19 protein-coding genes and 1 other RNA gene are annotated in these 24,232 nt (G+C 42.7%); 12 read left to right on the top strand and 8 right to left on the bottom strand.

Translation table 11 applies throughout. The annotated features are described in order from the left end of the window. Window positions 1-14: 14 nt before the first annotated feature. Together rsmI and OO007_RS00165 are read left to right on the top strand one after the other, a co-directional pair. On the top strand, window positions 15-881 hold the full coding sequence (gene rsmI / locus OO007_RS00170; protein WP_325807144.1) for a 16S rRNA (cytidine(1402)-2'-O)-methyltransferase: 867 nt from the start codon (window positions 15-17) through the stop codon (window positions 879-881). Between the two features lie 154 nt (window positions 882-1,035). Beyond that, a complete protein-coding gene (locus OO007_RS00165) occupies window positions 1,036-1,872 on the top strand; it encodes a GIY-YIG nuclease family protein (protein ID WP_325807142.1) in 837 nt (278 codons plus the stop codon). A gap of 138 nt (window positions 1,873-2,010) precedes the next feature. On the opposite strand, the gene OO007_RS00160 is transcribed toward OO007_RS00165, so the two are convergent. The 8 genes from OO007_RS00160 to OO007_RS00125 form a co-directional block, all read right to left on the bottom strand. Continuing rightward, window positions 2,011-2,958 carry a PDR/VanB family oxidoreductase gene (locus OO007_RS00160; RefSeq protein ID WP_325807140.1) on the bottom strand — a complete coding sequence of 316 codons (948 nt, stop codon included), beginning with the start codon at window positions 2,956-2,958 and terminating at the stop codon, window positions 2,011-2,013. Window positions 2,959-3,024: 66 nt separating this feature from the next. Further along, window positions 3,025-3,819 (bottom strand): 3-methyl-2-oxobutanoate hydroxymethyltransferase, encoded by a 795-nt coding sequence (locus OO007_RS00155; protein ID WP_325807138.1) that lies wholly within the window; start codon window positions 3,817-3,819, stop codon window positions 3,025-3,027. Further along, complete coding sequence (locus OO007_RS00150; protein ID WP_325807136.1) at window positions 3,812-4,870, bottom strand: sterol desaturase family protein; 1,059 nt, start codon at window positions 4,868-4,870, stop codon at window positions 3,812-3,814. Before OO007_RS00150 ends, OO007_RS00155 begins: the two co-directional genes overlap by 8 nt. Before the next feature lie 249 nt (window positions 4,871-5,119). After that, a complete protein-coding gene (locus OO007_RS00145) occupies window positions 5,120-5,998 on the bottom strand; it encodes a LysR substrate-binding domain-containing protein (protein WP_325807134.1) in 879 nt (292 codons plus the stop codon). Between the two features lie 186 nt (window positions 5,999-6,184). Further along, a complete protein-coding gene (locus OO007_RS00140; RefSeq protein ID WP_325807133.1) occupies window positions 6,185-6,991 on the bottom strand; it encodes an SDR family oxidoreductase in 807 nt (268 codons plus the stop codon). Between the two features lie 348 nt (window positions 6,992-7,339). After that, complete coding sequence (locus OO007_RS00135; RefSeq protein ID WP_325807131.1) at window positions 7,340-8,524, bottom strand: acetyl-CoA C-acyltransferase; 1,185 nt, start codon at window positions 8,522-8,524, stop codon at window positions 7,340-7,342. Between the two features lie 263 nt (window positions 8,525-8,787). Further along, a complete protein-coding gene (locus OO007_RS00130) occupies window positions 8,788-11,211 on the bottom strand; it encodes a 3-hydroxyacyl-CoA dehydrogenase/enoyl-CoA hydratase family protein (RefSeq protein WP_325807130.1) in 2,424 nt (807 codons plus the stop codon). A gap of 173 nt (window positions 11,212-11,384) precedes the next feature. Continuing rightward, window positions 11,385-13,856, bottom strand: a complete 2,472-nt coding sequence (locus OO007_RS00125) for an acyl-CoA dehydrogenase (protein WP_325807128.1) — start codon at window positions 13,854-13,856, stop codon at window positions 11,385-11,387. Window positions 13,857-14,030: 174 nt separating this feature from the next. Here OO007_RS00125 and OO007_RS00120 point away from each other — a divergent pair, with 174 nt between their 5' ends. The 10 genes from OO007_RS00120 to mraY all read left to right on the top strand — a co-directional run bounded on the left by OO007_RS00120 (window position 14,031) and on the right by mraY (window position 24,205). Beyond that, window positions 14,031-14,783, top strand: coding sequence for a TetR/AcrR family transcriptional regulator (locus OO007_RS00120; RefSeq protein ID WP_325807126.1), 753 nt, complete (start codon window positions 14,031-14,033; stop codon window positions 14,781-14,783). Window positions 14,784-14,846: 63 nt separating this feature from the next. After that, window positions 14,847-15,204, top strand: an RNA gene (gene rnpB, locus OO007_RS00115) — RNase P RNA component class A. Between the two features lie 262 nt (window positions 15,205-15,466). Next, window positions 15,467-16,207: a hypothetical protein gene (locus tag OO007_RS00110; RefSeq protein WP_325807125.1), complete on the top strand. Its 741-nt coding sequence runs from the start codon at window positions 15,467-15,469 to the stop codon at window positions 16,205-16,207. A 353-nt stretch (window positions 16,208-16,560) separates the two neighbouring features. Then, on the top strand, window positions 16,561-17,016 hold the full coding sequence (gene mraZ / locus OO007_RS00105; protein ID WP_131904020.1) for a division/cell wall cluster transcriptional repressor MraZ: 456 nt from the start codon (window positions 16,561-16,563) through the stop codon (window positions 17,014-17,016). A gap of 13 nt (window positions 17,017-17,029) precedes the next feature. Next, window positions 17,030-17,974, top strand: a complete 945-nt coding sequence (gene rsmH, locus OO007_RS00100; RefSeq protein ID WP_325807123.1) for a 16S rRNA (cytosine(1402)-N(4))-methyltransferase RsmH — start codon at window positions 17,030-17,032, stop codon at window positions 17,972-17,974. Further along, a complete protein-coding gene (gene ftsL / locus OO007_RS00095; protein ID WP_325807122.1) occupies window positions 17,971-18,384 on the top strand; it encodes a cell division protein FtsL in 414 nt (137 codons plus the stop codon). The genes rsmH and ftsL overlap by 4 nt, the downstream gene beginning before the upstream one ends. Continuing rightward, window positions 18,377-20,287 (top strand): peptidoglycan D,D-transpeptidase FtsI family protein, encoded by a 1,911-nt coding sequence (locus tag OO007_RS00090; RefSeq protein WP_243651414.1) that lies wholly within the window; start codon window positions 18,377-18,379, stop codon window positions 20,285-20,287. Before ftsL ends, OO007_RS00090 begins: the two co-directional genes overlap by 8 nt. Further along, entirely contained in the window at window positions 20,284-21,756 is a 1,473-nt protein-coding gene (locus tag OO007_RS00085) for a UDP-N-acetylmuramoyl-L-alanyl-D-glutamate--2,6-diaminopimelate ligase (RefSeq protein ID WP_325807120.1), read from the top strand. The genes OO007_RS00090 and OO007_RS00085 overlap by 4 nt, the downstream gene beginning before the upstream one ends. Further along, entirely contained in the window at window positions 21,756-23,123 is a 1,368-nt protein-coding gene (locus tag OO007_RS00080; protein ID WP_325807118.1) for a UDP-N-acetylmuramoyl-tripeptide--D-alanyl-D-alanine ligase, read from the top strand. The genes OO007_RS00085 and OO007_RS00080 overlap by 1 nt, the downstream gene beginning before the upstream one ends. Further along, entirely contained in the window at window positions 23,123-24,205 is a 1,083-nt protein-coding gene (gene mraY, locus OO007_RS00075) for a phospho-N-acetylmuramoyl-pentapeptide-transferase (RefSeq protein ID WP_325807117.1), read from the top strand. Before OO007_RS00080 ends, mraY begins: the two co-directional genes overlap by 1 nt. Window positions 24,206-24,232 lie beyond the last annotated feature (27 nt).

Here is a 24,232-nt window from a genome sequence, read left to right as displayed (position 1 = left end):
TAAGAATATCATTAATGACAACAAAAAACACAGACACGAACAGCGGAATTTTATATATCGTAGCGACACCCATTGGTAACCTGGGTGATATTACACATCGCGCTATCGAGACTTTAAAAAAGGTCGATAAAGTCTGTGCCGAAGACACCCGAAATACGCGTAAATTACTCACGCATTTCGGCATTCAAGCCGATCTGCAAGCGCTGCACGATCACAATGAACAACACAAAATCGCACAGATCAAAAACTGGTTAGATGCCGGGGAAAATATCGCACTCGTCAGCGACGCAGGCACACCGCTAATAAGTGATCCTGGTTATCACTTGGTAAATGATCTGGGTGGAGAAGGATATCGCATCGAACCCATCCCGGGCGCGAGTGCAATAATCACCGCACTTTCAATCGCAGGCTTACCTACAGATCGCTTCACCTTCGAAGGCTTTCTACCGGCTAAATCAGTTGGCAGAAACAAAGCATTACAAGCCAATGCCAAAGAAACCCGCACTCAGGTGTATTATGAATCCAGCCATAGAATCGACGACACCATCGCAGCCATGCACACCATCTTTGGTGCAGAGAGAAAAGTCGTACTAGCGCGGGAATTAACCAAAATGTACGAACAGGTTTTTCGTGGAGATTTAGAAGGATTGCTGGACTGGATAAACGCAGACCCAATGCATCAAAAAGGTGAATTCGTGTTAATGGTCGATGGACACGAAGAAGAAACCGACAGCGAAGCAATCAATAGCTCCAGCGAAGAATTACTCACCATATTGCTGGATGAATTACCGGTTAAACAGGCGGCAGCAATAGCGTCGAAGATAACGGGTAGAAAGAAGAATGAGTTGTATCGTTTGGCGATGGAGTTGAAGGGTAAGTAATAAAAAACAGCCTATAAGTAGGGGGGTGACTTAATCAAAGTATTGAATAGATCCCCCGCCCCCTATTTTTAGATGTTTTTATAGTCAGATAAACATCTAATGAAATCTATAATTCTGAGATAATAAGTAAAACTTAAGATTAGCGGAGAGTGCATTGCAAGCAGCCACAATAAAATTATTTCTTGTTCATGGTAGTCCAAATGGTCTGAGGACTGCTGAACTTTCTAATTGGTCAGGTAAGGCTGTCGCAGCTCCTCGAACAGAAATTCCAGAGCTTCTAAAACGAGAAGAACTTTCTAGCCCGGGATTTTATCTATTAACAGGTGTTGACCCTGAATCGGGTGATCGTGCTATTTATATTGGTGAAGCTGAAAATGTTGCTATTCGTTTAAAAGGACATGCTTCAAAAGATTTTTGGAATTCTGTCACAGTTTTTGTTTCCAAAGATGAAAACTTAACTAAGGCTCACATACGTTACTTAGAAGGAATTCTAATTGTAAAAGCAAATAATAATGGTAATGCGGTAGTAATGAATGCAGCAAGTAGTGGAGCTAGACTTCCTGAGTCTGATGCAGCAGAAATGGATGTTTTCTTAGAAAAATGTCTCCAACTAATGCCAGTTTTAGGAGTTTCTGATTTTAATGAAAAACTTGATCAGGCAAGTGAGTCAAATGAGCTATTGTATTGCAAAATTAAAGGTCTTGTAGCTACAGGAAAAAGGACGGCTAATGGTTTTATCGTATTTGCTGGTTCGCAGGCAGTTCTAGAACATAGGCCATCCGCTAAAAATATGAGAGCTAAGCGAGAACACTTAATAGATAAAGATTTGCTTGTTCCAAATGGTGATCATTTGATTTTCACAAAGGATGTTGAATTTGGCTCACCTAGTACCGCTGGAAGTGTTGTGCGTGGCGGGAATACTAACGGTCTCACATATTGGAGAAATAGTAATGGAGTCCAACTTAAAGAAATCGAGGCTAATGAAACTTAATATTGGTGATATTCGATTAATACTCATCACATTTAGAATATGTAAATAATAATCATATAAAAGTAGGGGATGATTTATTAATTGAATGGGCCACCCCTCTACTTACAGGCATTTTTTTCTTTTAAACTCTCAAAGCAATTACAAGTCCAGCACCAATCTCGGTGAAAGCGCGCGTGATACACAAACACACATTGTGTTATTTGCCGCTTGTTCTTTGTCTGTCAGTATACTGTCGCGGTGCTCAATGTCTCCATCGAGTACGTCTGTTACGCAAGCGCCGCAAACGCCTTCCATGCAACCGAAATCTACTTCAACGCCTTCTTCTAGTAGTATGTCCAGAATGCTTGCATCTTCTTCGATGGTGTATACCGCACCTGTTGAACGAATTTCGACCTGAAAGTTTTCGTTCTCCTGATCGGTATCAATGGGCAGGGCGCTGAAACGTTCGAGATATACATCAATGTCTTTAGCCTTGGCTGCTTGTTCGACGGCTTGCATCATGGATTCTGGGCCACAGGTGTGGATGACAGACTGATCTGGTAGATTTTCAAACACAGAAGGGAAGTCAGTCAGTCCGCTTTCATCCGATACATGAATGTGCAGATTGTCCCCTAGATCAAGGGCTTCGAATAAATGAGTAAAGGCAGCGTCTTGCGCTGATTGAATCAGGTAATACACATCAAAACGTTTACCACTTAATTTCAATGTGTTCGCCATTGAAAATATCGGCGTAACACCAATTCCACCAGCAATTAGTGTGTAATGTTCAAGGTCAGAATCTAATTGGAAATTATTGCGTGGCTGACTCACTGTCAAAAGATCACCTTCACTTAAGCCGTGCATGTGTAACGAGCCTCCACGGCCTTCATCTTCTCTTTTTACGGCGATATGACAGCTTTTATTGTCTGCCGAATGTCTGAAAATGGAATACTGGCGAATCAAATCATCACCTAAAATGACATCCAGATGTGCACCCGATTCGATATCAACAAAGTCCGAATCGATGGTTTGCAATTCAAACGCACTGATCTGATCGTTGAGTTTTTCCACACTTTTAATGCGACATGCTATTTGCTCGGTGGTCATCTGGTTATTCCTCTTTAAGCTTTATGCGATTTTTTTAAGTTTTTGGGGCTGGTTATCAGTGATTGATTATTTAGTGTTACTGATTGTCTCTATAAACTGGTCAAACTCATCACTATCGATCGAGACTTCCTGCTCTTTGGCTGGGTAGGTCTTGTTCGAGATATCAGCGATATATTCTTGATAGGCAGCGATACGCTCTTGTTGTAAACGGTCACGTTCCGCAGCAAAGTTGCGGTATGTTTTTGCATGACGCGGAATATGCCCACGGTTTTCACCGAGTAAATCGGCGGAGAAAAGATAGGTAACATCACAATCTGGTCCAGAGCCTAAAGAGATGGTCAGTATCGATACTCGTTGGGTAATCTCTGCCGCAACCTTTGCTGGCACCACTTCCATTTCTAGCGCAAACGCACCTGCGGATTCAAACGCTTTACTGTCTTGATAAACCTGTGATGCCTGCTTGGCGTTGCGTCCTACTGCACGCATTCCGCCTACCCACGTTGCCTTAGGTGGCACGAGTCCAACATGCGCAATAACTGGCACCCCTTCTCTTGCTAATACCTCTACGATTTGCGGGCTCATGCCGCAGTAAACCGATTCAGCACCCGCTTCCATTGCTTTCATCGCATCGCGTAAAGCTTCGTCGGCATTCGCATGTTTACCCCAGCTGAGGCCAAACTGGAAATGAGTATCAGGAATTAGGGAAGGGTAATGAGAGGTATCGTCACGAAATGCAGTACCTGCCATATCAATACCCGCTTCAGAAGCCGCGATTGCTTCTTCGGCTCTTGCCACCTGTACAAAAGAAATCTGTCGAACCCCTTTTAATTCCAGTAATTCTTTAACGGTTAATTTAGCCATTTGTTTTTTCCTTACGTTCTGCAAGAGATTGTTGTCGACGTCTTTCGATAAATTGTCGATGAGATTCATCGGTGCCGTCATGGAAGGTTCCAGTCCATTTATCCAATGGGATTTCTAGCCCACCATAATTGCACTCGAAGTAACGATGGTGCAGTTGATGATGAAAGGTTCCTAATGCCATAACCATGCGTTTTCCTATAGACAAACCGTGATAGCCCGTATGCGTTGTGATTGCACTCAGGACGTAATACTGCAAATGAAAAATAATCAGTAGTGGATTGGCTGGAATAACAAAGTGGATGAGTACCGACCCCAAAAAGATAAGGTGCTCGACAGGGTGCATTGACATGCCTGCCCACGGCGCAACATTGGTGTTGCGATGGTGTAATTGATGAACAGAACGATACAAAGGTGGCCAGTGCAAAAGGCGATGTACGAAGAAGAAATAAACCGTTTCCCAAATTGGAATTAAAAATACGATAAGCCCAAATAAGAGATAATCTTCCGGAAGTGACAGCATCGGTACAAAGCCATTGGCCATCGACCACATCATTAAGACTTCATAACCGCTCCAGATGGTCACACCACTGGCGATAGACCAGAACATATTGTCCAGAACCTGAGAGTTAAAGGTGAATTTCTTGTTGTTGCTGATGAGTGGGCGCGCGTCGTATTTTAGATCATCATCCTGTTTGCGCCAGCGATAAAAATACAAATGAAGACCACCTGCGACGACAATCATCAAAACCAGATTACGTAAGTAAATTTGTGCAATCCAGCCAAATGCAAATTCACTGCAAGCCTCAATAGCAGGGTGAAAAAATGCCCACGACAGAACTGATAGCAATAAAATAATGAGTCGCTCTGAGATTGGAAACCAGCCAGAAAGCATCCATTTAATGGCCGCAATTAAAGAAAAAGGTCGACGGAAATATCCTGAGACTTGAAGCGGTAATGGGGGCAGGTAATTCCATAGCTTTGGTTTTGGCCGAGGTGTTCTTTTGGGTTTTCCCTGGGCTGAAGCAGCCCCTTGATTCTGTGTAGCACTCATATCAATACCTCTCAATTATGTGAAAGCAGGTGAAAGTGAGCATCGACAGAGGCATCTGCCTATCTCAAAACTAAAGGGTATCTGTCTGACTATGGTGATTAAGAGTTGTGAATGGTTGTCTCATCGAGCAGTCAATGGTCGGTTCCCTGTAATCAAAAAATGATTTGATCGGATAACCATCCCACAAAAAAAATCGTGCTACAAACGAGTAAAATAGGCCATGAATTAAATAATTTAATCCATAGGTTTTTATGTCTGCGTCATAATCCAGTCTAGAAAGTTGACCGTAATCTCATTTAGCTCTTCGTTTTGATCCCATAGAATATGGTAGCCGTAACCTTCTAAGCTAATGTCGAAAGGTGCTACCAGCTCACCACTGGCAAGTTCAGCATCTACCAATCCATCGGCGAGCATCACACCTTGACCATCAAGCGCAGCCTGAGTGCGTACCACCGGGTCTGCAATGACACGACTAGCACTAATGGATGCTTGGGGGACTCCGGCTTTATCGAGCCATTCTGGCCATAAATCTACGTTTTCCTGATCACGAAGTAGGGTGCAAAAACGCAAATTCTTAGGATTTCTGGTAATGCTTTTATCCCCTTGTAAAAGGTCAGGAGAACACACCGGTAGCATTGGCATGGGAAGTAGTTCACGCGATACAGCACCTGGCCACGGAGACTTTCCCCAGCGAATGGCGAGATCATACATGCCGACTTTAAAATCCGGGGTATTGACCGAATGTTGGAGTTGTAGGGCAGTATCTGGATGGGCGTTGATGAAACTCGTGAGTCGTTTTGATAACCAGCGAGTAGTGACGTACGTGCTTGCCGCAACAGTCAGAGTTGCTGAGTTTTTATTGCTAGTAAGCGCTTCAATTTCCGAATCAATATCGATTAACGCGCGGCGGGTAACTTTGTAGAGACGTTCGCCAGCATCCGTAAGACTGACCTTGCGAATCTCTCTCTTAAATAACTTTAAGCCTAATCGAGATTCAAGTTCACGAATTTGATAACTAACTGCACCCTGACTTAAATGCAATTCTTCGGCCGCCTTGGTAAAACTCATTTTACGCCCGGCTACTTCAAATACACGTAAGCTATTTAGGGAACCAATATTCTTCAACATAAAACTACCTTCAACATGAAACCACTATGAAGCAAATTAATTGATTTATCAATAACGCTTCAGTTGGCAGATGTATGAAGAAGTAAATTAAAAAACGGGTCGTAAGTAGGGGGGGGGGGCTTTATCAATACATCGATAAGGACACCCCCCTACTTACGGGCACTTTTTTTGTTAAACCGTATTGGTTTATTTAGATAGCTGTCTTGCCAACGTATCCATCATCTGTCCCGCACCATTCAGTGACCAGCCACCGTCAACAGGTAATACCACGCCACTGATGTAGCTTGCCATCGGTGATGATAAGAACATCGCTGCATTGGCGATATCGTCTGCTGTGCCTAGTTCCTGTAAAGGTACTGAGTGTTTTACGGCATCAATCATTTTTTCAGAAGGGGCTAGTCGCGCCATGCCTTCGGTATTTTGAATCGGGCCGGGTACGATTGAATTGACTCTGATTTTTTCAGCGCCCCATTCCATTGCAAGAACGCGCGTTAGCATATCAACACCTGCTTTGGCGGCACATACGTGAGATTGTAACTGCATTGGTACAAATGCTTGTGGCGCTGAGATATTGACTACTGATGCCCCTGGCTTTTTCAGGTGAGGGTAGGCTGCACGTAATACGTGGTAGCTACCAAGCAGGTCAATGTCGACCACCGATTTAAAGGCATTAGGTGACATATCGCTCGCTTTTGCGGGGAAGTTACCTGCCGCACCGGATATCAGTACATCAATTTTACCAAACTGTTTTTCAGTTTCTGCGAGTGCGTTTGCAACGGCGTCGTAATCGCGTACATCGGCTGAAAAGCCTAATGCCTTGGTGCCATAACTCTGGAGCTTTTCAACAGCTGCATTGACTTTATCTTCTGAACGGCTCATTACGGCGACATTTGCACCGCAAGCAGCGAAGTTTTCCGCAATACCAAAATTGATGCCACTGGTGCCACCAGCAACGAATACGGTTTTATCAATAAACTTTAGAGGGTTGGTCATAGTTAGCCTTTTTAAACGTTTTTGTTAAACGAAGAGAATACAGCGAATTGAATGCTTATATGAATAAACTATAAATGAATAAACACAAAGTAAGCATGAATAAAAAAACAGAAATAAAAAACAAAGTGGTGAGGTTCGGCAAGAAGAAAATCCCCCCCGCCACTTTGCGTGTTACGCTTTTTACTAGTTAGTGTTCTTATGTAGGTATATCTTTATATCCGAATTTGTTGAGAGAAAAATGAGCGTAATTTTCTACCTTCTTCATAAAAGCGAGCAGAATAGTATGACTATTTTGCGAGTTTTTAAGGAGAAGGTAGGAGATTCAAGCCATTTTAATCCAAAAACAATTTAGCAACGCTCGAACAGCCCTGCCGCTCCCATTCCTGTTCCAATACACATAGAAACCATGCCATGTGATCCTCCAGTGCGTTGCAAACCGTGAACCATAGTTGCGGTACGCACTGCGCCAGTTGCACCCAAAGGATGTCCCCATGCGATTGCGCCACCGAGTGGGTTTACTTTGCTTGGGTCAAGGTTAACTTCTTGCATAACGGCTATAGCTTGAGCTGCGAATGCTTCGTTAAGCTCGATCCAGTCAACGCTATTTAAGCTAACGCCTGTTTGTTTGAGTAATTTTGGAATCGCTTCTTTCGGCCCAATACCCATAATTTCTGGTGGAACACCTGCCACCGAGTAACCTACGAAACGTGCTAGTGGCTCTAGGCCAAGCTCTTTCATTTTAGATTCACTCATTAGTACCACTGCGCCTGCGCCATCACTCATCTGTGAGCTGTTGCCTGCAGTTACGCTGCCTTCTGCGGCAAATACTGGACGTAGCTTTGCAAGACCTTCAAGCGTACTGCCTGCACGTGGTCCTTCGTCTGCAGATACCATTCTCTTTACAATTTGTACGGTGCCATCAGCGCCCGGTACGTGTTGTTGTACTTCAAACGGCAGTATCTCTGCATTGAAGTGGCCGGCTTCTTGAGCGGCTAGTGCTTTCAAATGACTGTTTAGTGCGAATTCATCTTGCGCTTCACGGCTAACTTTCCATTTCTTAGCGACGTTTTCTGCGGTGATTCCCATGCCGTAGGCAATCGCCACGTCATCGTTCTCAAAGATTGCTGGATTCATCGATACTTTGTGACCCATCATTGGCACGATGCTCATTGATTCCAGACCACCTGCGATGACGATATCCGCTTCGCCTAAACGAATCTGGTCGGCTGCATTAGCAACACTTTGAAGTCCCGATGCACAAAAACGGTTGACGGTGTAACCCGGTACGCTTTCAGGTAATCCCGCAAGTAATCCTGCGATACGTGCGACGTTGAGACCTTGCTCTGCTTCTGGCATTGCACAACCGATAACCAGGTCATCGATTTGTTGCCCTTTTAATCCGCCACAATCTTCGATTGCGCCTTTTAATACATGAACCAGTAAATCATCTGGTCGAGTTGTGCTAAAAACACCACGTGGCGCTTTACCAACCGGGGTTCTTCTTGCAGCAACAATATATGCTTGTTCTGTCATTTTTAATAATCCTGTAAGTTTGTGATGAGCCCTTTGAACGAGAAAGATGACGGATAAAAACAGCTTAAATTCCCCAGATTCTTCCTAAAAATTCGGCGAAGAGCGATGCTATTCTCCTCATTTTTAAAAAGTATCTGTGAAATTGCGCTTATTTTTCTCTCGTCATTTTCTCATCCAAAGCACTCATTATTTTTCTGAGCCCCTTTCACTTTACTAAAAAGTGCCTTAAAGGTGGGGGGTGTCATTTTTATTTAATTACACTCTTAGTTACGAAGCGGCTTGCCAGTATCTAGCATGTGCTTAACACGTTTATGCGTTTTAAGGTTCTTGATTAGACTACGGAAACCTTCGCGCTCTTTGCGTAAATACCATTCTTCAGTCAGTGGTGTACCTGTATCAACATCGCCGCCACATAATGCTTCTGCCACTTTTACACCGATTTCCATATCGTAATCAGAGATAAACTGACCCGCGTGCATATTTGTCATCGCTGCTTTGATATTGGCAATTGCGCCACGACCTGCTGCTGTAATCGGTAGCTCTGGCTGTGGTCTGTAGTTTGCTGCATCTAATGCACGAACTTGAGCCAGTGCAGTGTGAAGCACTTCGTCTTTGTTCATCACAATGATGTCGGTTTCACGTAAGAAGCCGAAGTCTTTTGCTTGATGTGCGCTGGTCGCAACCTTACCCATGCCGATAACTTCGAACGCATTTTTGATGCCTTCAAATACATCACCGCCTTTGGCTGCAATGCTGGCGCGTCGTGCGAATTCCATGCAACCACTCGCCGCAGGGATTAAGCCAACACCGACTTCAACCAAACCAATGTAACTTTCTAGTGCGACTACTGCACGGTCGGTTTGCATCATCATTTCGCAACCACCACCCAGTGTTAGTCCTTGAACACCTGAAACGACAGGTACATTAGATTTACGCAGGCGACATAATGTAGCCTGGAATTTCGCTAATAGCTCATCCAGACCATTATTGCCAGGGAGCATGCTCTTCATCGCTACGGGCATAAATGACTTAAGGTCAGCACCTGCGCTGAATGGTGCATCTGGATGCCAGATAACCATGCCGCGTAATTGCTTTTCACTAATATCAAGTGCTTGATTTAAGCTTTCTAAAACAGGATCACTGATGGTGTGCATTTTAGTTTTGAAACTAATAACACCGATATCATCATCCGTAAGCCAGAAGTGACACGCATCGTTTTCGAAGATAGTTTTCTGTTCTGGTTTCTTTGCTCCAACCACACTTTCTGGCCAGCGCTGACGCTTGTAAACATCAAGAGATGATGGTGCTTTGTAAGCATTAGTGCTCGCAGACCATGAGCCTTCTTCGTTGTGTACCGCATCGATTTCAGAAACCCAATTTGGAAGAGGGAGGTCACAAGGAGTTTTGCCTGCAGCGATGTCTTCTTTGATCATGCCTGCAACTTTATTCCAACCTGCAGACTGCCAGATTTCGAAAGGACCTTGTTTCCAGCCGAAGCCCCAACGAATTGCCATGTCGATATCGCGCGCGTTATCAGCAATGTCTTCTAATAGATGCGCACAGTAATGCATTGCATCACGGTGAATACACCAAAGGAACTCTGCGTGTGGGTCATTGATGCCACGGAGGTTTGCAAGTCTGTCTGGGTTTTTGAAATCTTTAACCGCTTTTTCAACTTTACCCGGAATTTTCACTTTACGTTTACGGTACGAACCATCTTTAGGTTCGAATACGAGAATGTCTTTACCTTCTTTCTTGTAAACACCTTTTCTGGTTTTTGAGCCCAGTGCGCCATTTTCAACGAGCGTATCCATCCACGCAGGTACTTTGAAAAGGTCAGCCCAAGGATCGTCTTTTAGGTTGTCAACTACGCCATTAATAACGTGACGTAGTGTGTCTAAACCAACAACGTCCGCTGTACGAAGGGTTGCACTTTTAGGACGGCCAATTTTTGCGCCTGTGAGTTCATCAACTGTTTCAAAGTTAATGCCCAAACGTTCTGCGTGATAAAGCGTGACTAAAATTGAGAATACACCGATACGGTTCGCGATAAAGTTAGTGGTGTCTTTAGCACGAACCACGCCTTTACCTAATGTACTAACCAGGAATGCTTCAACATTATCCATTACATCCGCACGTGTGCCCGGATGGCCGATGATTTCAACCAAAGGCATATAACGTGGTGGGTTAAAGAAGTGAATGCCGAGGAACTGATCTTTAAACTGATCTGGCACACCTTCTGCCAATAACTCAATGGAGATACCCGAAGTGTTACTCGCAAGAATGGTATTTTCATTCAGATGCGGAACAAGCTTTTTGTAAAGATCAATTTTCCAGTCAGCGCGTTCTGCGATAACTTCGATAATTAAATCACAATCATCTAGTTTGTCTAGATCGTCATCGTAGTTACAAGCCGTCAGTAATTTGCTTAAACGGCCTAGAGCAAGTGGCTCTGGCTTTTGTTTGGCGAGTGCTTTTATTGCACCTGTTGCAGTGGCACTCTTATCCGCTGTGGCAACATTGTCTTTACCTTCAGCAGGTAGATCGAAAAGTAATGCTGGTATTCCTGCATTTGCAAAATGTGCTGCAATCTGAGCGCCCATGACGCCTGCGCCAAGAATAGCGGCTTTCTTTATAACTGGTATCTTGTTAATCAACTTGATATCCGAAAAGGCAATCTCTGCCATGATTTAATTTCTCCTAATTGTTTTCTTTAACTACTATTTATTTATTACAATTTTTCTTGTTTTAAAAAACAGCCTGTAAGTAGGGGGGTGACATTTTTAATGTTCTTTATCACCGATAACACTGGTTTTTTTATTGAGCGCTTCTGTTATATGAAGCGCCCAATGTTAAGCCATTAAACTGCTTTTTTAAGAGCTGCTTTCTTGGCTCTTGGTTTTTTGTAAGCAACACGAATTAATTCAGACTCGTCAAAGTCATCTACGTTCACAACGCCCATCACATCCGCGTAATGATTGCTTAGTTGCTCAGCTTCCTGGGCCGTAATAACAGCTTGTTTAACAGCTGCATCTAATAACTCCTGGCCAAAGGTTTTAGGCAGAGTGCCGTCTTTAATAGCGGTTTTGAGTTTTGCCTGTAACGGTTGTAACTCAAGACTATCAAGGAATACCTTATTTGCCTGTGCCAGTGGGTTCAGCTCTTCAAGCTCCATATATAGTCCGTCAGTTAAACGATCTCTTGATGCGTTGTTAGTGCTGATTACTTCTACCACTTTCTTTTCAAGATTATCAGTTGGTGCTTTGAAGCCTCCGCCAATTGGGAAAGCTGCTTTCTTAACCATGAATGCGACAGCGCGGTTCGGGAAGTTAGCCATTAACTCATCAAAAGCTATCTGGTATTCATGTAACAGGTGATCTAAAGACCACTGAACAATCGGCCATTCTTCTTCGTTATACCCAGTATCTTTGTGATGCTTGAGTACCATACTCGCGAGGAATAAGGTGCTGAGTAAATCGCCTAAACGTGCAGATAGGTTTTCTTTGAACTTAAGCTTTGCGCCAAGACTTAGCATTGATGCATCGGCAGCTAAAGCGAAGATGCCACTTAAGCGATTGATATGCTTGTAGTAAGGATCAACGTTCTTGTTTTCTTTAATACTCGCGCCAGGGAAGCCTAAGCCAAGTACTAAAGAGCGAGCGAAGTTTGTCGCGCCATAACCAATATGCGATGACAGAACTGTATCAAACTTCTTCAATGTCTCCTGATTGTCTTCTGCATGTGCTAATTCCATTTCATCTAATACATAAGGATGAGAGCGGATTGCACCTTGACCAAAGATCATTAGGTTACGCGTAAGAATGTTTGCACCTTCTACCGTAATCGCAACCGGTACTGATTCGTATAATGAAGAGATATAGTTACCCGGACCTTTCATTACTGCCTTGCCACCATGAATATCCATCGCATCAATCACACATTGACGTGCCATTTCAGTACAGTGATATTTAAGTATAGCCGAAGGTACGCTTGGCTTGTTGCCATCAACGATTGATTGAATCGTCTGAATACTTGCTGCTTCAATGATGTACGTTAAACCAGCCATGCGTGCGAGGGGCTTTTGTACGCCTTCGAACTTAGCGATGTTAACGCCAAACTGACTACGTAGGTTGGCATAAGAACTAGTACCTAAAGTACAGCGCTTACTGATAACCTGACCTGTTGTCGGTAATGTCACTGCTCGGCCTACTGATAAACAGTTAACCAGCATGCGCCAGCCTTTACCGGCCATTTCCTTGCCACCGATAATAGAATCGAGTGGTACAAACAGATCTTCACCCTTTATAGGGCCGTTTAAGAACGCATCGCCAATTGGTAAATGTCTACGGCCAATTTCTAAGCCTGGAGTAGAGCGTGGGATTAGGGCGCAAGTGATACCGTAATCTTCTGTATCGCCAATTAATCCATCAGGATCTTGTAAGCGGAAAGCCAAACCAATCAATGTAGCGATTGGCGCTAATGTAATGTAACGCTTAGAGAAATTAAGTTTGATACCTAATACTTGTTCGCCTTCGTGCTCGCCCATGCAAACCACACCAGTATCAGAAATCGATGTTGCATCTGACCCCGCGGTTGGACTTGTTAGCGCGAAACATGGGATTTCTTTACCGCTAGCTAAACGTGGCAGGTAGTATTCTTTTTGCGCTTCTGTACCGTATTTAATTAATAGCTCACCAGGACCTAATGAATTAGGTACGCCTACTAGGTAACTGATACCACTACCTGTGTTGCTGAGCTTAAGTAGAACTCTAGACTGAGCTACTGCAGAGAAATCAAGACCGCCGTATTTTTTCGGAATAATCATCCCAAGGAAGCCATTATCGAGTACGTACTGGATGATCTCATCCGGGATGATGCTCCAGTCGTGGTTGATCTTCCATGCATTAGACATGCGTGACAATTCATTTACTGGGCCATCCAGAAAAGCTTGTTCTTCTTCTGATAATTCTGGTTTTGCTGCACTCAGTAAGCTATTCCAGTTTGGCTTACCACTAAAGAGTTCGCCGTCCCACCATACAGTTCCAGCATCAATAGCTTCTTGTTCCGTTTCTGAAATTGGCGGCAATATTTTACGTACCATTGATAGCATCGGTGCCGAGATCAACTTGGTGCGTACACCCGGAAGAGAGAAGACCAAAGTAGCCGCGGTTATCAATGCAAAAAGCACGGTTAAAATGCCACTCGCACTACTAACAAGTGTGATCAGTGTTAATACTGCACCAAGGATACTTGTATACATAATACGGTCACCGCGATATGCGATGGCTACAAAACCTGCAACAGCAATGAGAATAAGAAAAAGATTTAACATATTAAAAAATCCTGATTTAAGTTTTTATTGTTGAACTCTATCTCATGAAATTAAAAATAGAGCGAGCGTTCGCTTTTTATTAAAGACTGTAGTATGCTTTTTGTCAAGAACATTTCTATAATCGTTTTGTTTCTAGATCATTTTTTATTATTTATAACAATAGGGTTTTAATACGTGTCATCGACATCTCCTGAAATACAGCAACATACCTTTACTACATTTAAAGAGTTTGAAGAGCACTTTGAATATAAAGGTGACCGTTTATACTCAATGATCTTTGAGAGAAATAAGGACAAAATTAAGGTCAGTAAAGAGAAATTTGCGATACGTAATTTGCAAAAAATCTTTAATGCGACCTTTTTGATATCACCAAAAATTGGTTTTCATGCCATGTCACTTAGAGACCTTTCTGCTGAAACGGGTTTGAGCATGGGAGGGCTCTATTCCAGTATTTCAAGCAAAGATGCTATAGCTATTATAGTAAAAGATGTGGTTGCTTTCATTTGTGAAGATATCGTTGAAGAGTCGCGAGAGCAGGAAGACCCTATGGAAGCCCTAAGAGTGCTTGTGAAAGGTTATCTCTATGCGTCGACGATTATGCAGGCATGGTTTAATTTCCTGTATTTCGAAACAAAATGTCTACCGCAAATAGATCAGGAAGAATCAAAGAACCTAGAGTTAGCCCAAGTAGGGGAGCTGGATAAATTAATATCTAAATTATCTCCTGATTTACAGGCTTGTCACAAATCTGGTTTTGTTGCGACGATGGCGCTTTCGATGATTCAGGAGCGTTATCTAAAGCCGTGGAAATATCATAATGCCGAGCAGACGGTTGATGAGTATGCGGATAGCTGTTTGCAGCTAATTTATAGAGCGGCTTGTCTTGAGGAAGTCTCTCCCTGCAAGACGGCAATAGCTGAGGTCTAATTTATCTTGAATCTGTCTAACATTTATCGTTACTTTTGTTTGTACTTTGTTACACTGCGCGCGTGAGTTGACCGAGCAATCGCGCTTCAGGCTAGTCCTGAATCGAGGAAAGTCCGGGCTCCGCAGGGTAGGACGCCAGATAACGTCTGGGCAGCGCAAGCTGACGGCTAGTGCAGCAGAGAGAAGACCGCCTTATTATCTTCGGATAGTGAGGTAAGGGTGAAAGGGTGCGGTAAGAGCGCACCGCACAACTGGTAACAGTTTGTGGCAAGGTAAACCCCGTCCGGAGCAAGATCAAATAGGGATGCAATAGGTGTGTACCCGCACTGCATCCGGGTAGATCGCTTGAGGTGTGCGGCGACGTATCATCCAGATGAATGATTGTTCACGACAGAACCCGGCTTATAGGTCAACTCACACTTTTATCTGTTCTTATACCCGTTCGGGTAGTTAAATTAATATTGAAATCAATATCTTGAGGGTTTGAGTGTAGAGACAAATCTTTACACTTAAAGTAGTTGATTGTTTGCAATTAGTTTTCTTAAAATATTACTTTATTCTTTTGCGCTTCCTCTAAGTCTTTGTAATTAAATAAGAATTACCTTTTGTCGTTATTTGGCATGGTTAATGCTTATAGTGAGTTATGCATCAAAGTCGATGTTACTCATTGTAAGGAGATGGTTATGCTCGCTAGCTATGCGTTGGACCCAGATGAAACCTTGCTGTTAAATTTGACGGAAACATTGCTCGGTCGTGACTACGATCAGCAGACAATCCTGTATCAAAATATAGGAATTAAAAGACGACTGTCTAACTTAACGTTCCTTTATTCGGAAGTTGTTCCGGGTAAGTCTTCTCTTGATTGTTCTTCTTCTTCTTCTTCTTCTTCTTCTTCTTCTCCCAAAATCATACAGCCTAGTGAGCCGTACCTGGATATGGTGGTTTATGGCATTGTAGGTTCCAGCATTATTGGGATACTCCCTGAAAGAATATCTGGCATGCTGAGAAAAGGTTGGTCATATAGTTCGCGTTTAGAATTACTCTGGGGAGCCTTTTCAAATCTAAATGAAGGGGCTGGCGGTAATTCTGTCGCTTGTCTTCCTGAAATTAGTGATCAGATAGAAGGTAATGATGACTTCGGTTTGTCTGAAGCGCTCAGGCCAGTAGGGTTAAAGTATCAGAAAATTGATGGCAACCTATTGTTGTGTAATCCCGCCTATTGTCCGTTTTTAATTGTTGAGCCCGGTATGTCGCAGCAGGAGTTTAGCCATCTTGAGTGTTACTTAAGAAATGGGGGAAATCTCCTTATTAGTGCGGATAACGTCATATTCGAAGAGAGCGTTAGCGCGAAAGACGGTTCGAATGCAGGTATTACAGAAGATAAAAAGTGTTTGAATTTTATAATAAATAGTAAAGCCCTGTAATCAATCACAATTTATATACTTTCGGATATCTAATGATCTAGATATCCGGGTAAAACTCGCCCTAAATATCATCAATATCACTTTTTAGCGAACAAAAAAGATACACTCTTAATGTAATATCTAGAATCTACTTTGTATCTATCTAATTAAGAAAATTAATCCAATCTATCTTGTGTCGAAATCTTCTCGATACCTCTAACTGCTTGTCTTTTAAAGAGGTTTCTTACCTAAAAGAGTGCTTGTTTTGTGGTTAATAAGTGGTAATATGGGAAAATAAGTGTATATTTGTGGTAAATAGTGGTTAATATGACTTAATCAGAGTTTGAACTTCTAATAAGGAACTAAATAAGAAAGTGTTCAGAGGTATCTCAAATTTAAATCTTGATGCGAAGGGTCGATTAGCGATTCCGACCAAGTATCGTGATGAGATAACTTCTGATTTTGAAGGGCAGATGATTTTGACAGTGGATTATGGTGTTCGTTGCCTGGTTTTATATCCGATGTCTAAATGGGTTGAGACAGAGCAAAACATTTTAAGTTTGCCGAATCTCTCTGAAGCTGCTCGAGAAATTAAACGTTTAGTAATTGGTCATGCGTCGGATGTTGAGATGGATGGACAAGGCAGAATAATGTTGGCATCACCTTTAAGGGAATATGCGGGCATGGAAAAGAAGTTAATCATGATCGGTCAAGGCGACAAGTTTGAATTGTGGGATGAGGATGCCTGGAAGCAGGGCTGTGAAAATATGAGAGAGTCTGCTCCAGTTAATATTCAGAATGACGAATCCCTAAAAGGGTTATCAATCTAGTGATGGGAAGCCCATGTCAGATAAATTCAAACACGAAACGGTACTGTTAGAAGAAGCAGTAGAAGCGTTAAATATTAAAGAAGATGGTGTTTATATAGACGCCACTTTCGGTCGAGGAGGTCACTCGGCAAAGGTAATTGAACAGCTTGGTCCGAACGGACGAATGTTGTTGATAGATAAAGATCCGCTTGCCATCGCTCATGCGAAGGGAGTTTATAAAGATGATAAGCGGGTTTTTGTTTGGCAGGGGTCTTTCAAAGATTTTCCTGATGCTCTGGCAGAAATAGGGCTTCAAGAAATGGATGGGCTGCTGCTGGACTTAGGTGTTTCATCACCTCAGTTAGATGACGCGTCGCGTGGTTTTAGTTTTATGCGTGATGGTGAACTCGATATGCGTATGAATCCTGATTTTGGGATGAGCGCTGCCGAGTGGCTTGGCAAAGCCCCAGAAGAAGAGATTGCCAATGTCCTCTATCAGTATGGCGATGAAAGACTCTCGCGACGCATTGCGAGAAATATAGTGGAGAAAAGAGCAGCTACCCCAATCAGTACGACGTTACAGTTGGCTGAAATCGTTGCATCTTCGATTCCCAAAAAAATACAGAGAAAAGAACCGGGAAAGCACCCGGCAACCCGTAGTTTTCAGGCTATTCGGATATTTATAAACCGTGAACTTGAGGATTTAATTGATTGTCTTGATAACTCGAAAGAGTTTTTGGCTACCAAAGGAAGATTAGTGGTGATTAGTTTTCACTCTCTGGAAGATCGAATCGTTAAGCGATTTTTGAAATTGCACTCTAGTGCTCCCCAGCTCCCTCGTGGTCTACCTATTATGGAAGATAAAATGTCGGTTCCCTTAATGAAGTCAATTGGTAAAGCTATCAAGCCCTCAAAGTCTGAAGTGCAGGTTAATGTTCGTTCGCGAAGTGCCATTATGAGAATTGGAGAGAAGCAATGAGTGTTCAAGATCCGGTTGATGTAAATGCTACTAACAAACAAGTAACTGTAGATTCAGTAACTAATTGGCAGTTGCCTTTATTGGCTATCCTGTTCGTTTCAATAGTATTTGTGGCTATTAAAACCGTGGTTCAACGTCATGAGTCAAGAACTGCTTATATGAAATTACAAACCCTGGAAAAAGAAAGAGACAAGTTGGCTGCTCAGTGGAGTCGCTTGAAATTAGAGCAGGGTACTGCATTGAATCAGGTTCGTGTTGAGCAGTATGCTCGCTGGGATTTGAAAATGAAAATCCCTAAAGCGTCAGAAATTCGAATTGTTAGAGAGCCTCAAGCAGCAGTTGATGCTGTGGTTTCTAATCAAACTATGATTGATCACGATAAATTATCTAAGGTAAGTCTGAGTGACTAATAGGCGTAAAAGCACTAATAGTCGCAACGTTAATAGCCGCGCGTCTACTAGACGAAATTCAGCAATAGTGTCGCCCGTTTATCGTGGTCGTCGCTTGATACTTATGCTTTTATTGTTGGCAGGTATTTGTGTGCTGTTGATGCGTGCTGCATATCTCGATGTATTTCAGCAAAGCTGGTTGAAAAAACAGGCAGGTAAGCGTCAATTAAGAACCTTAACTGTTCCTCCTTACAGAGGAATGATTGTGGATAGAAATGGTGAGGCTTTGGCTGTCAGTTCACCTGTTTCTTCGATTTCAATAGATCCTCGAAAACTTGCAGATGCAAAACGTGCAATGAAAAAGATTGCATTAGAAAAGAATGAAAGTGGTGCATTGGCAAGAGAAGATCTAGAGATACTGGATGCAAAGCTAAAGAGTGTAGAGCTTTTATTAGAGATGCCTGAAGGATCACTGTTAAGCAAACTGGATTCTATGTCTGGCAAGCGTTTTCATTATCTGGGTCGACATGTAGAGCCTGAAAAGGCACAAGAAATTGCAGATCTGCAAATTCCTGCGGTAAGTGTTAAGCGAGAGTATCGTCGTTTTTACCCAATGGCTGAAACTACTTCTCACGTCGTTGGTTTTACCAATATTGATGATCAGGGCATAGAAGGCGTTGAGCGTTCAATGAACACTCGATTAGCTGGGCACTCTGGTAGAAATAGAGTTATTCGTGATGGACGTGGTCGTTTAGTAGAAAGTATCGAAGAAATCGAAACAATGGTGCCGGGCGAAACGGTTCAATTGAGTCTTGATCATCGTATTCAATATGCGGCTTATAAGTTGTTGAAAGGTGAAGTTTATAAATTAAACGCTAAGTCGGGTTCAGTGGTTGTATTAGATACTGTAACTGGCGAAGTATTGGCTATGGCGAATATGCCAGGTTTTAATCCTAATAATCGTACCTCGCTGAAACCTTATCAGTATCGTAATCGTGCTGTTGTGGATGCATTTGAGCCAGGTTCAACATTAAAGCCTATTACTATTGCTGCTGCACTTGAGGCACGGGCAATCGGTGAAGACGTATCGATCGAAACCTCTCCTGGTAATCTCAAAATTGGCAAGGTAACCGTCAAAGATCCTAAGAACTACGGAACGATTACTCTTTCTAAATTACTGGCAAAGTCCAGTAATGTTGGTGCGAGCAAAGTCGCTTTGTTGATGAAATCTAGCGAGCATTGGAAATTTTTGAATCGCGTTGGTTTTGGTCGTAAACCTGATGCAGGTTTCTTTAGTGAAACAGAAGGTAAATTAGCGTACTACGATAAATGGGGAAGCGTTGATAGAGCTTCTCATGGTTACGGTTATGGTATATCTGCAAGTTTATTGCAGTTGGCACATGCGTATACCGTATTTGCCACCGGCGGTATTTTAAATCCTGCGAGTATTTATAAAAGAGATAGTCAGCCACTTGGTCAACGAGTTATGTCTAAGGCAAACGCTGATGCTGTATTGAAAATGATGACTGCAGTAGTACAAGACGACGCTACGGGTAAAAACGCGGCCATTGACGGTTACAGTGTTGCAGGTAAAACAGGAACTGCATACAAATTAATAAATGGTCGCTATAGCAAGCACAATAAAGTCGTTAGTTTTATTGGTCTAGCACCAGCATCAAATCCTCGCTTGGTAGTTGCGGTGATGATCGATGATCCTAAAGTTGAAAAAGCGGGTGGCGGACGATTGGCTGCTCCTTTATTTTCAAAAATCATGACGAATGCACTGCGCATTATGGATATCGCACCTGACGATTTACCACAGTTAAAACAGGCAAAACCACACTCTCCTTCAAAATCAGCAATTCCGGTTTCGTTTGACTCTCCCAGGCCTTCTGGATTTGTTGAAAAGGAAGGAGAGGCGTGAATAAACTTTTCCCCACAAAGCTATCTGTTCTATTGGAAGGTATTGCTCAAGTAACTCCAGCATTGGAGTGTGATATTACGTCAATAACATTAGATAGTCGTGAAGCCAAATCAGGTACATTGTTTGTTGCCCTTAAGGGGACACAACAACATGGCCTCAATTACGCTCATGATGTGGCGAAGCAAGGTGCGTCTGCAATAGTCTGGGAACAGGACGGTATCACTGAGTCTTCTGAGTTAAATATACCTCAATTCGAAATTACCAATTTACGAGATTTTCTGGGTGAAATTTCGAATCGCTTTTTTGGTTCGGTTAGTGAGTCTCTCAATATGATTGGAATCACTGGAACTGATGGTAAAACCAGTGTGAGTCACTTCATCGCACAGGCTATGAATGACAGTGCTGTGATTGGTACGTTGGGTATCGGTTCACTTGATGATTTGCAAACTGCTACGCACACAACACCCGATGTATTTAGTGTGCATGAAAGTTTAGTCGCATTGAAAGCTAAAAATATTAAAACAGTAGCAATGGAAGTTTCTTCTCATGCTCTGGATCAAGCGCGAGTGGCTGGTGTTGCATTTGATGTGGCAGTGCTTACTAATCTTAGTCGTGATCATCTTGATTATCATAAGACTCTTGAGGCTTACGCAGAAGCTAAAGAAAAGCTGTTTGACTGGGCTGGATTAAAGGCAATTGTTGTAAACCTTGATGATAAGTTTGGTCGAAAAATGGCCTTAAAGTCGGGGGGTGTCATTGCTTATGGTGTTGGGCAGTTAATTGATTATCCTGAAGGTTCTTTAGTGGCAGTAAATGCGAAATTCACACATAAAGGCATTTCAGCGGATATTCACTTTGCCGGTAAACAAGCTAAGTTAAATGCATCTGTGCTTGGGCGTTTTAACTTAAGTAATTTATTAGCAGCTTTGGGTGCAATGTTGGCTTTAGGTGATTCATTAGAGTCGGCACTTGCAAGACTGAATCATGTGGAAACAGTTGCAGGTCGTATGGAAAAAGTAGCAAATTCAGACGTGTTGGCCGTTGTGGATTATGCACATACGCCGAATGCCTTGGAAACTGTTTTAAAAGCATTGCGTGAACATACCGAAAATAATCTGATTTGTGTGTTTGGCTGTGGTGGTGATCGTGATGCAGGTAAGCGTCCGATGATGGCTCAAATCGCTGAAGCAAATGCAGATGTGGTTATTGTGACTGATGACAATCCGCGTACTGAAAACCCTGAGTTAATCATGAAAGATATTGTTGCAGGATTTATTAATCCTTCAGCCGCTGTTATCGAACATGATCGTGCGAGTGCAATTAGTAAAGCCTTAACTCAGGCAAAGCTTGGGGATACCGTTCTTATCGCAGGTAAAGGACACGAAAAAGTACAAATTCTGGCTACTGGTAGCATTCCGTTTAGTGATCGTGAACATGCTAATAAAGTGTTACTGGAGCTAGCGGCTTAATGACTCAAACAGCTAATAAATTCTTAAGTCTGTCAGAAATCGCGCAAAAGGTGGGGGGTGTCCTCCATGGTGATGATTTGATGATTGATTCGGTTTCGACTGATTCACGTCTAGTGAAAAGTGATCAATTATTCATTGCAATCATAGGCGAGCGTTTTGATGCGCATGATTTCGTTGCTGATTTGACAGGAGTCGCAGGTGCAGCGTTAGTCAGTAAAAAAATAGATTGTGATCTACCACAAATCGTTGTCGAAGATACCTTGCAAGCCCTTGCGGATTTGGCAGCAGCCTGGCGTCAACAATATACCAAGCCTCTGATCGCATTAACGGGTAGTAACGGTAAAACAACCTTAAAAGAAATGATCGCTGCGATTCTATCTCAACAAGGAAAGGTATTAGCAACGATGGGTAATCTCAATAACAATATTGGGATGCCGTTGACACTATTGCGACTTCGTGAAGAACACGATTTCGCTGTTATCGAAATGGGCGCAAACCATTTTGGTGAAATCGAATTCTTAACAACAATTGCAAAACCCGACGTGGCTGTTGTGAATAACGCTGGTGCAGCACATCTTGAGGGGTTCATAAACCTTGAGGGTGTCGCGCAGGCAAAAGGAGAAATTTTTATTGGGTTGGGGACTCACGGAATCGCCGTAATCAATGCAGATGATACATTTGCGGATTATTGGATGGATTCCAACAAAGACCGTGAGGTCATAGCATTTGGCATTAATAATGTAGCAACAATAAGCGGCAGTTTATTATCGGATGGGGGTCTGATGATAAAAATGGGTGAAAACGAGGTTAGGGCTAATCTCAAGTTACTCGGTCGTCATAATGCAATGAATGCACTCGCGGCAGCGGCGGCAACGTCCGCTTTGGGGATCAAACTAGAGACTATTGTCAAAGGTTTGGAATCCATGTTGCCAGTTAAGGGGCGATTAGCCCCCGTAGCTGGCATTAATAACTCACAGATTCTGGATGATACTTACAATGCAAATCCAGACTCTGTCGTGGCGGCACTCGATGTGCTTGCGCAAAGAAAAAACACTGTTTTCGTTTTAGGTGATTTAGGTGAGCTTGGAGAGAATCCTGAAAAAGTGCACGAAAAAATCGGCGAAAAAGCAAAAGCAGTAGGTATAAAGCATATGTATTGTTTAGGAGATTACAGTGCAAATGCCTGTAATAGTTTTGGCAAGAATGGCAAGAGTTTTGAAGAGATGGATGATCTGTTAAGTGAATTAAAGACAGATCTTCAAAATGACTTTCCTGACAGTACAACAATTTTAATAAAGGGCTCGCGTTTTATGCGAATGGAAAGAGCAGTAGAAGCATTATCAATTGAATACGGGGAGACAGCCTAATGTTACTTCCAGTATTTGAATGGTTGTCGCAATTCTACTCGGGATTTAATGTATTTCAGTACTCAACGTTTCGTACCATTCTGGGTGTGTTAACAGCCTTAGGTGTTTCGATGCTTATGGGTCCCTGGATGATCCGAGCGTTAACAAGTCTGAAAATGGGACAGCCTATTCGTGGCGATGGCCCGCAAACGCATTTAGTAAAGGCAGGCACGCCAACCATGGGTGGTGCTTTGATTTTATTAGGAATCGTATTGGCAACGCTATTGTGGTCTGACCTGACTAATCATTATGTTTGGATCGCGCTGTTTGTCACTTTAGGTTCTGGGTTAATCGGTGGTTACGATGATTTTCTCAAGCTGAAAGAAAAAAGCAGTAAAGGTTTAGCATCACGCTGGAAATACCTCGGCTTGTCGTTAATTGCTTTTATCGCGGTGACCTATTTATATATAGCAGCAAAAACGCCGGTAGAAACAACCTTGTATTTTCCCGTGGTGAAAGATTGGTTCTGGAATATGGGTTGGATGTTTATTCCCTGGAGCTATCTCGTCATCGTTGGTACGAGTAATGCGGTGAACTTAACCGATGGTTTAGATGGGTTGGCGATTATGCCAACCATTTTGGTTGCGGCTGCTTTAGGTGTATTTGTTTTAGCGGGCGGAAACGTTAAGTTTTCTGATTATCTGGGTATTCCGTACGTAGCAGGAGTGGGTGAAATTCTCATTTTCTGTGGTGCAATTTTTGGTGCTGGTTTAGGTTTCTTGTGGTTTAACACATATCCGGCACAAGTATTCATGGGCGACGTAGGGGCGCTATCGTTGGGTGCGGCACTGGGGATAATTGCTGTGATGGTTAGACAGGAATTGGTGCTGTTTATTATGGGTGGAGTGTTTGTCATGGAGGCAGTGTCAGTTATTTTACAAGTTGCATCTTTTAAACTGACAGGGAGAAGGATCTTCCGCATGGCACCTATTCATCATCATTTTGAATTAAAAGGATGGGCTGAGCCAAAAGTCATTGTGCGATTTTGGATTATTACCATCGTGTTGGTGCTGGTTGGTTTGGCAACACTAAAAGTTAGATAAGAGATTTAGATAGGTTAAAAAAGTGGC

The sequence above is a fragment of the Cocleimonas sp. KMM 6892 genome (assembly GCF_035798195.1).
Classification (GTDB): domain Bacteria; phylum Pseudomonadota; class Gammaproteobacteria; order Thiotrichales; family Thiotrichaceae; genus Cocleimonas; species Cocleimonas flava.
The sequence above is the reverse complement of the archived record's forward strand: the minus strand, read 5'-3'. Positions and strand labels throughout refer to the sequence as shown.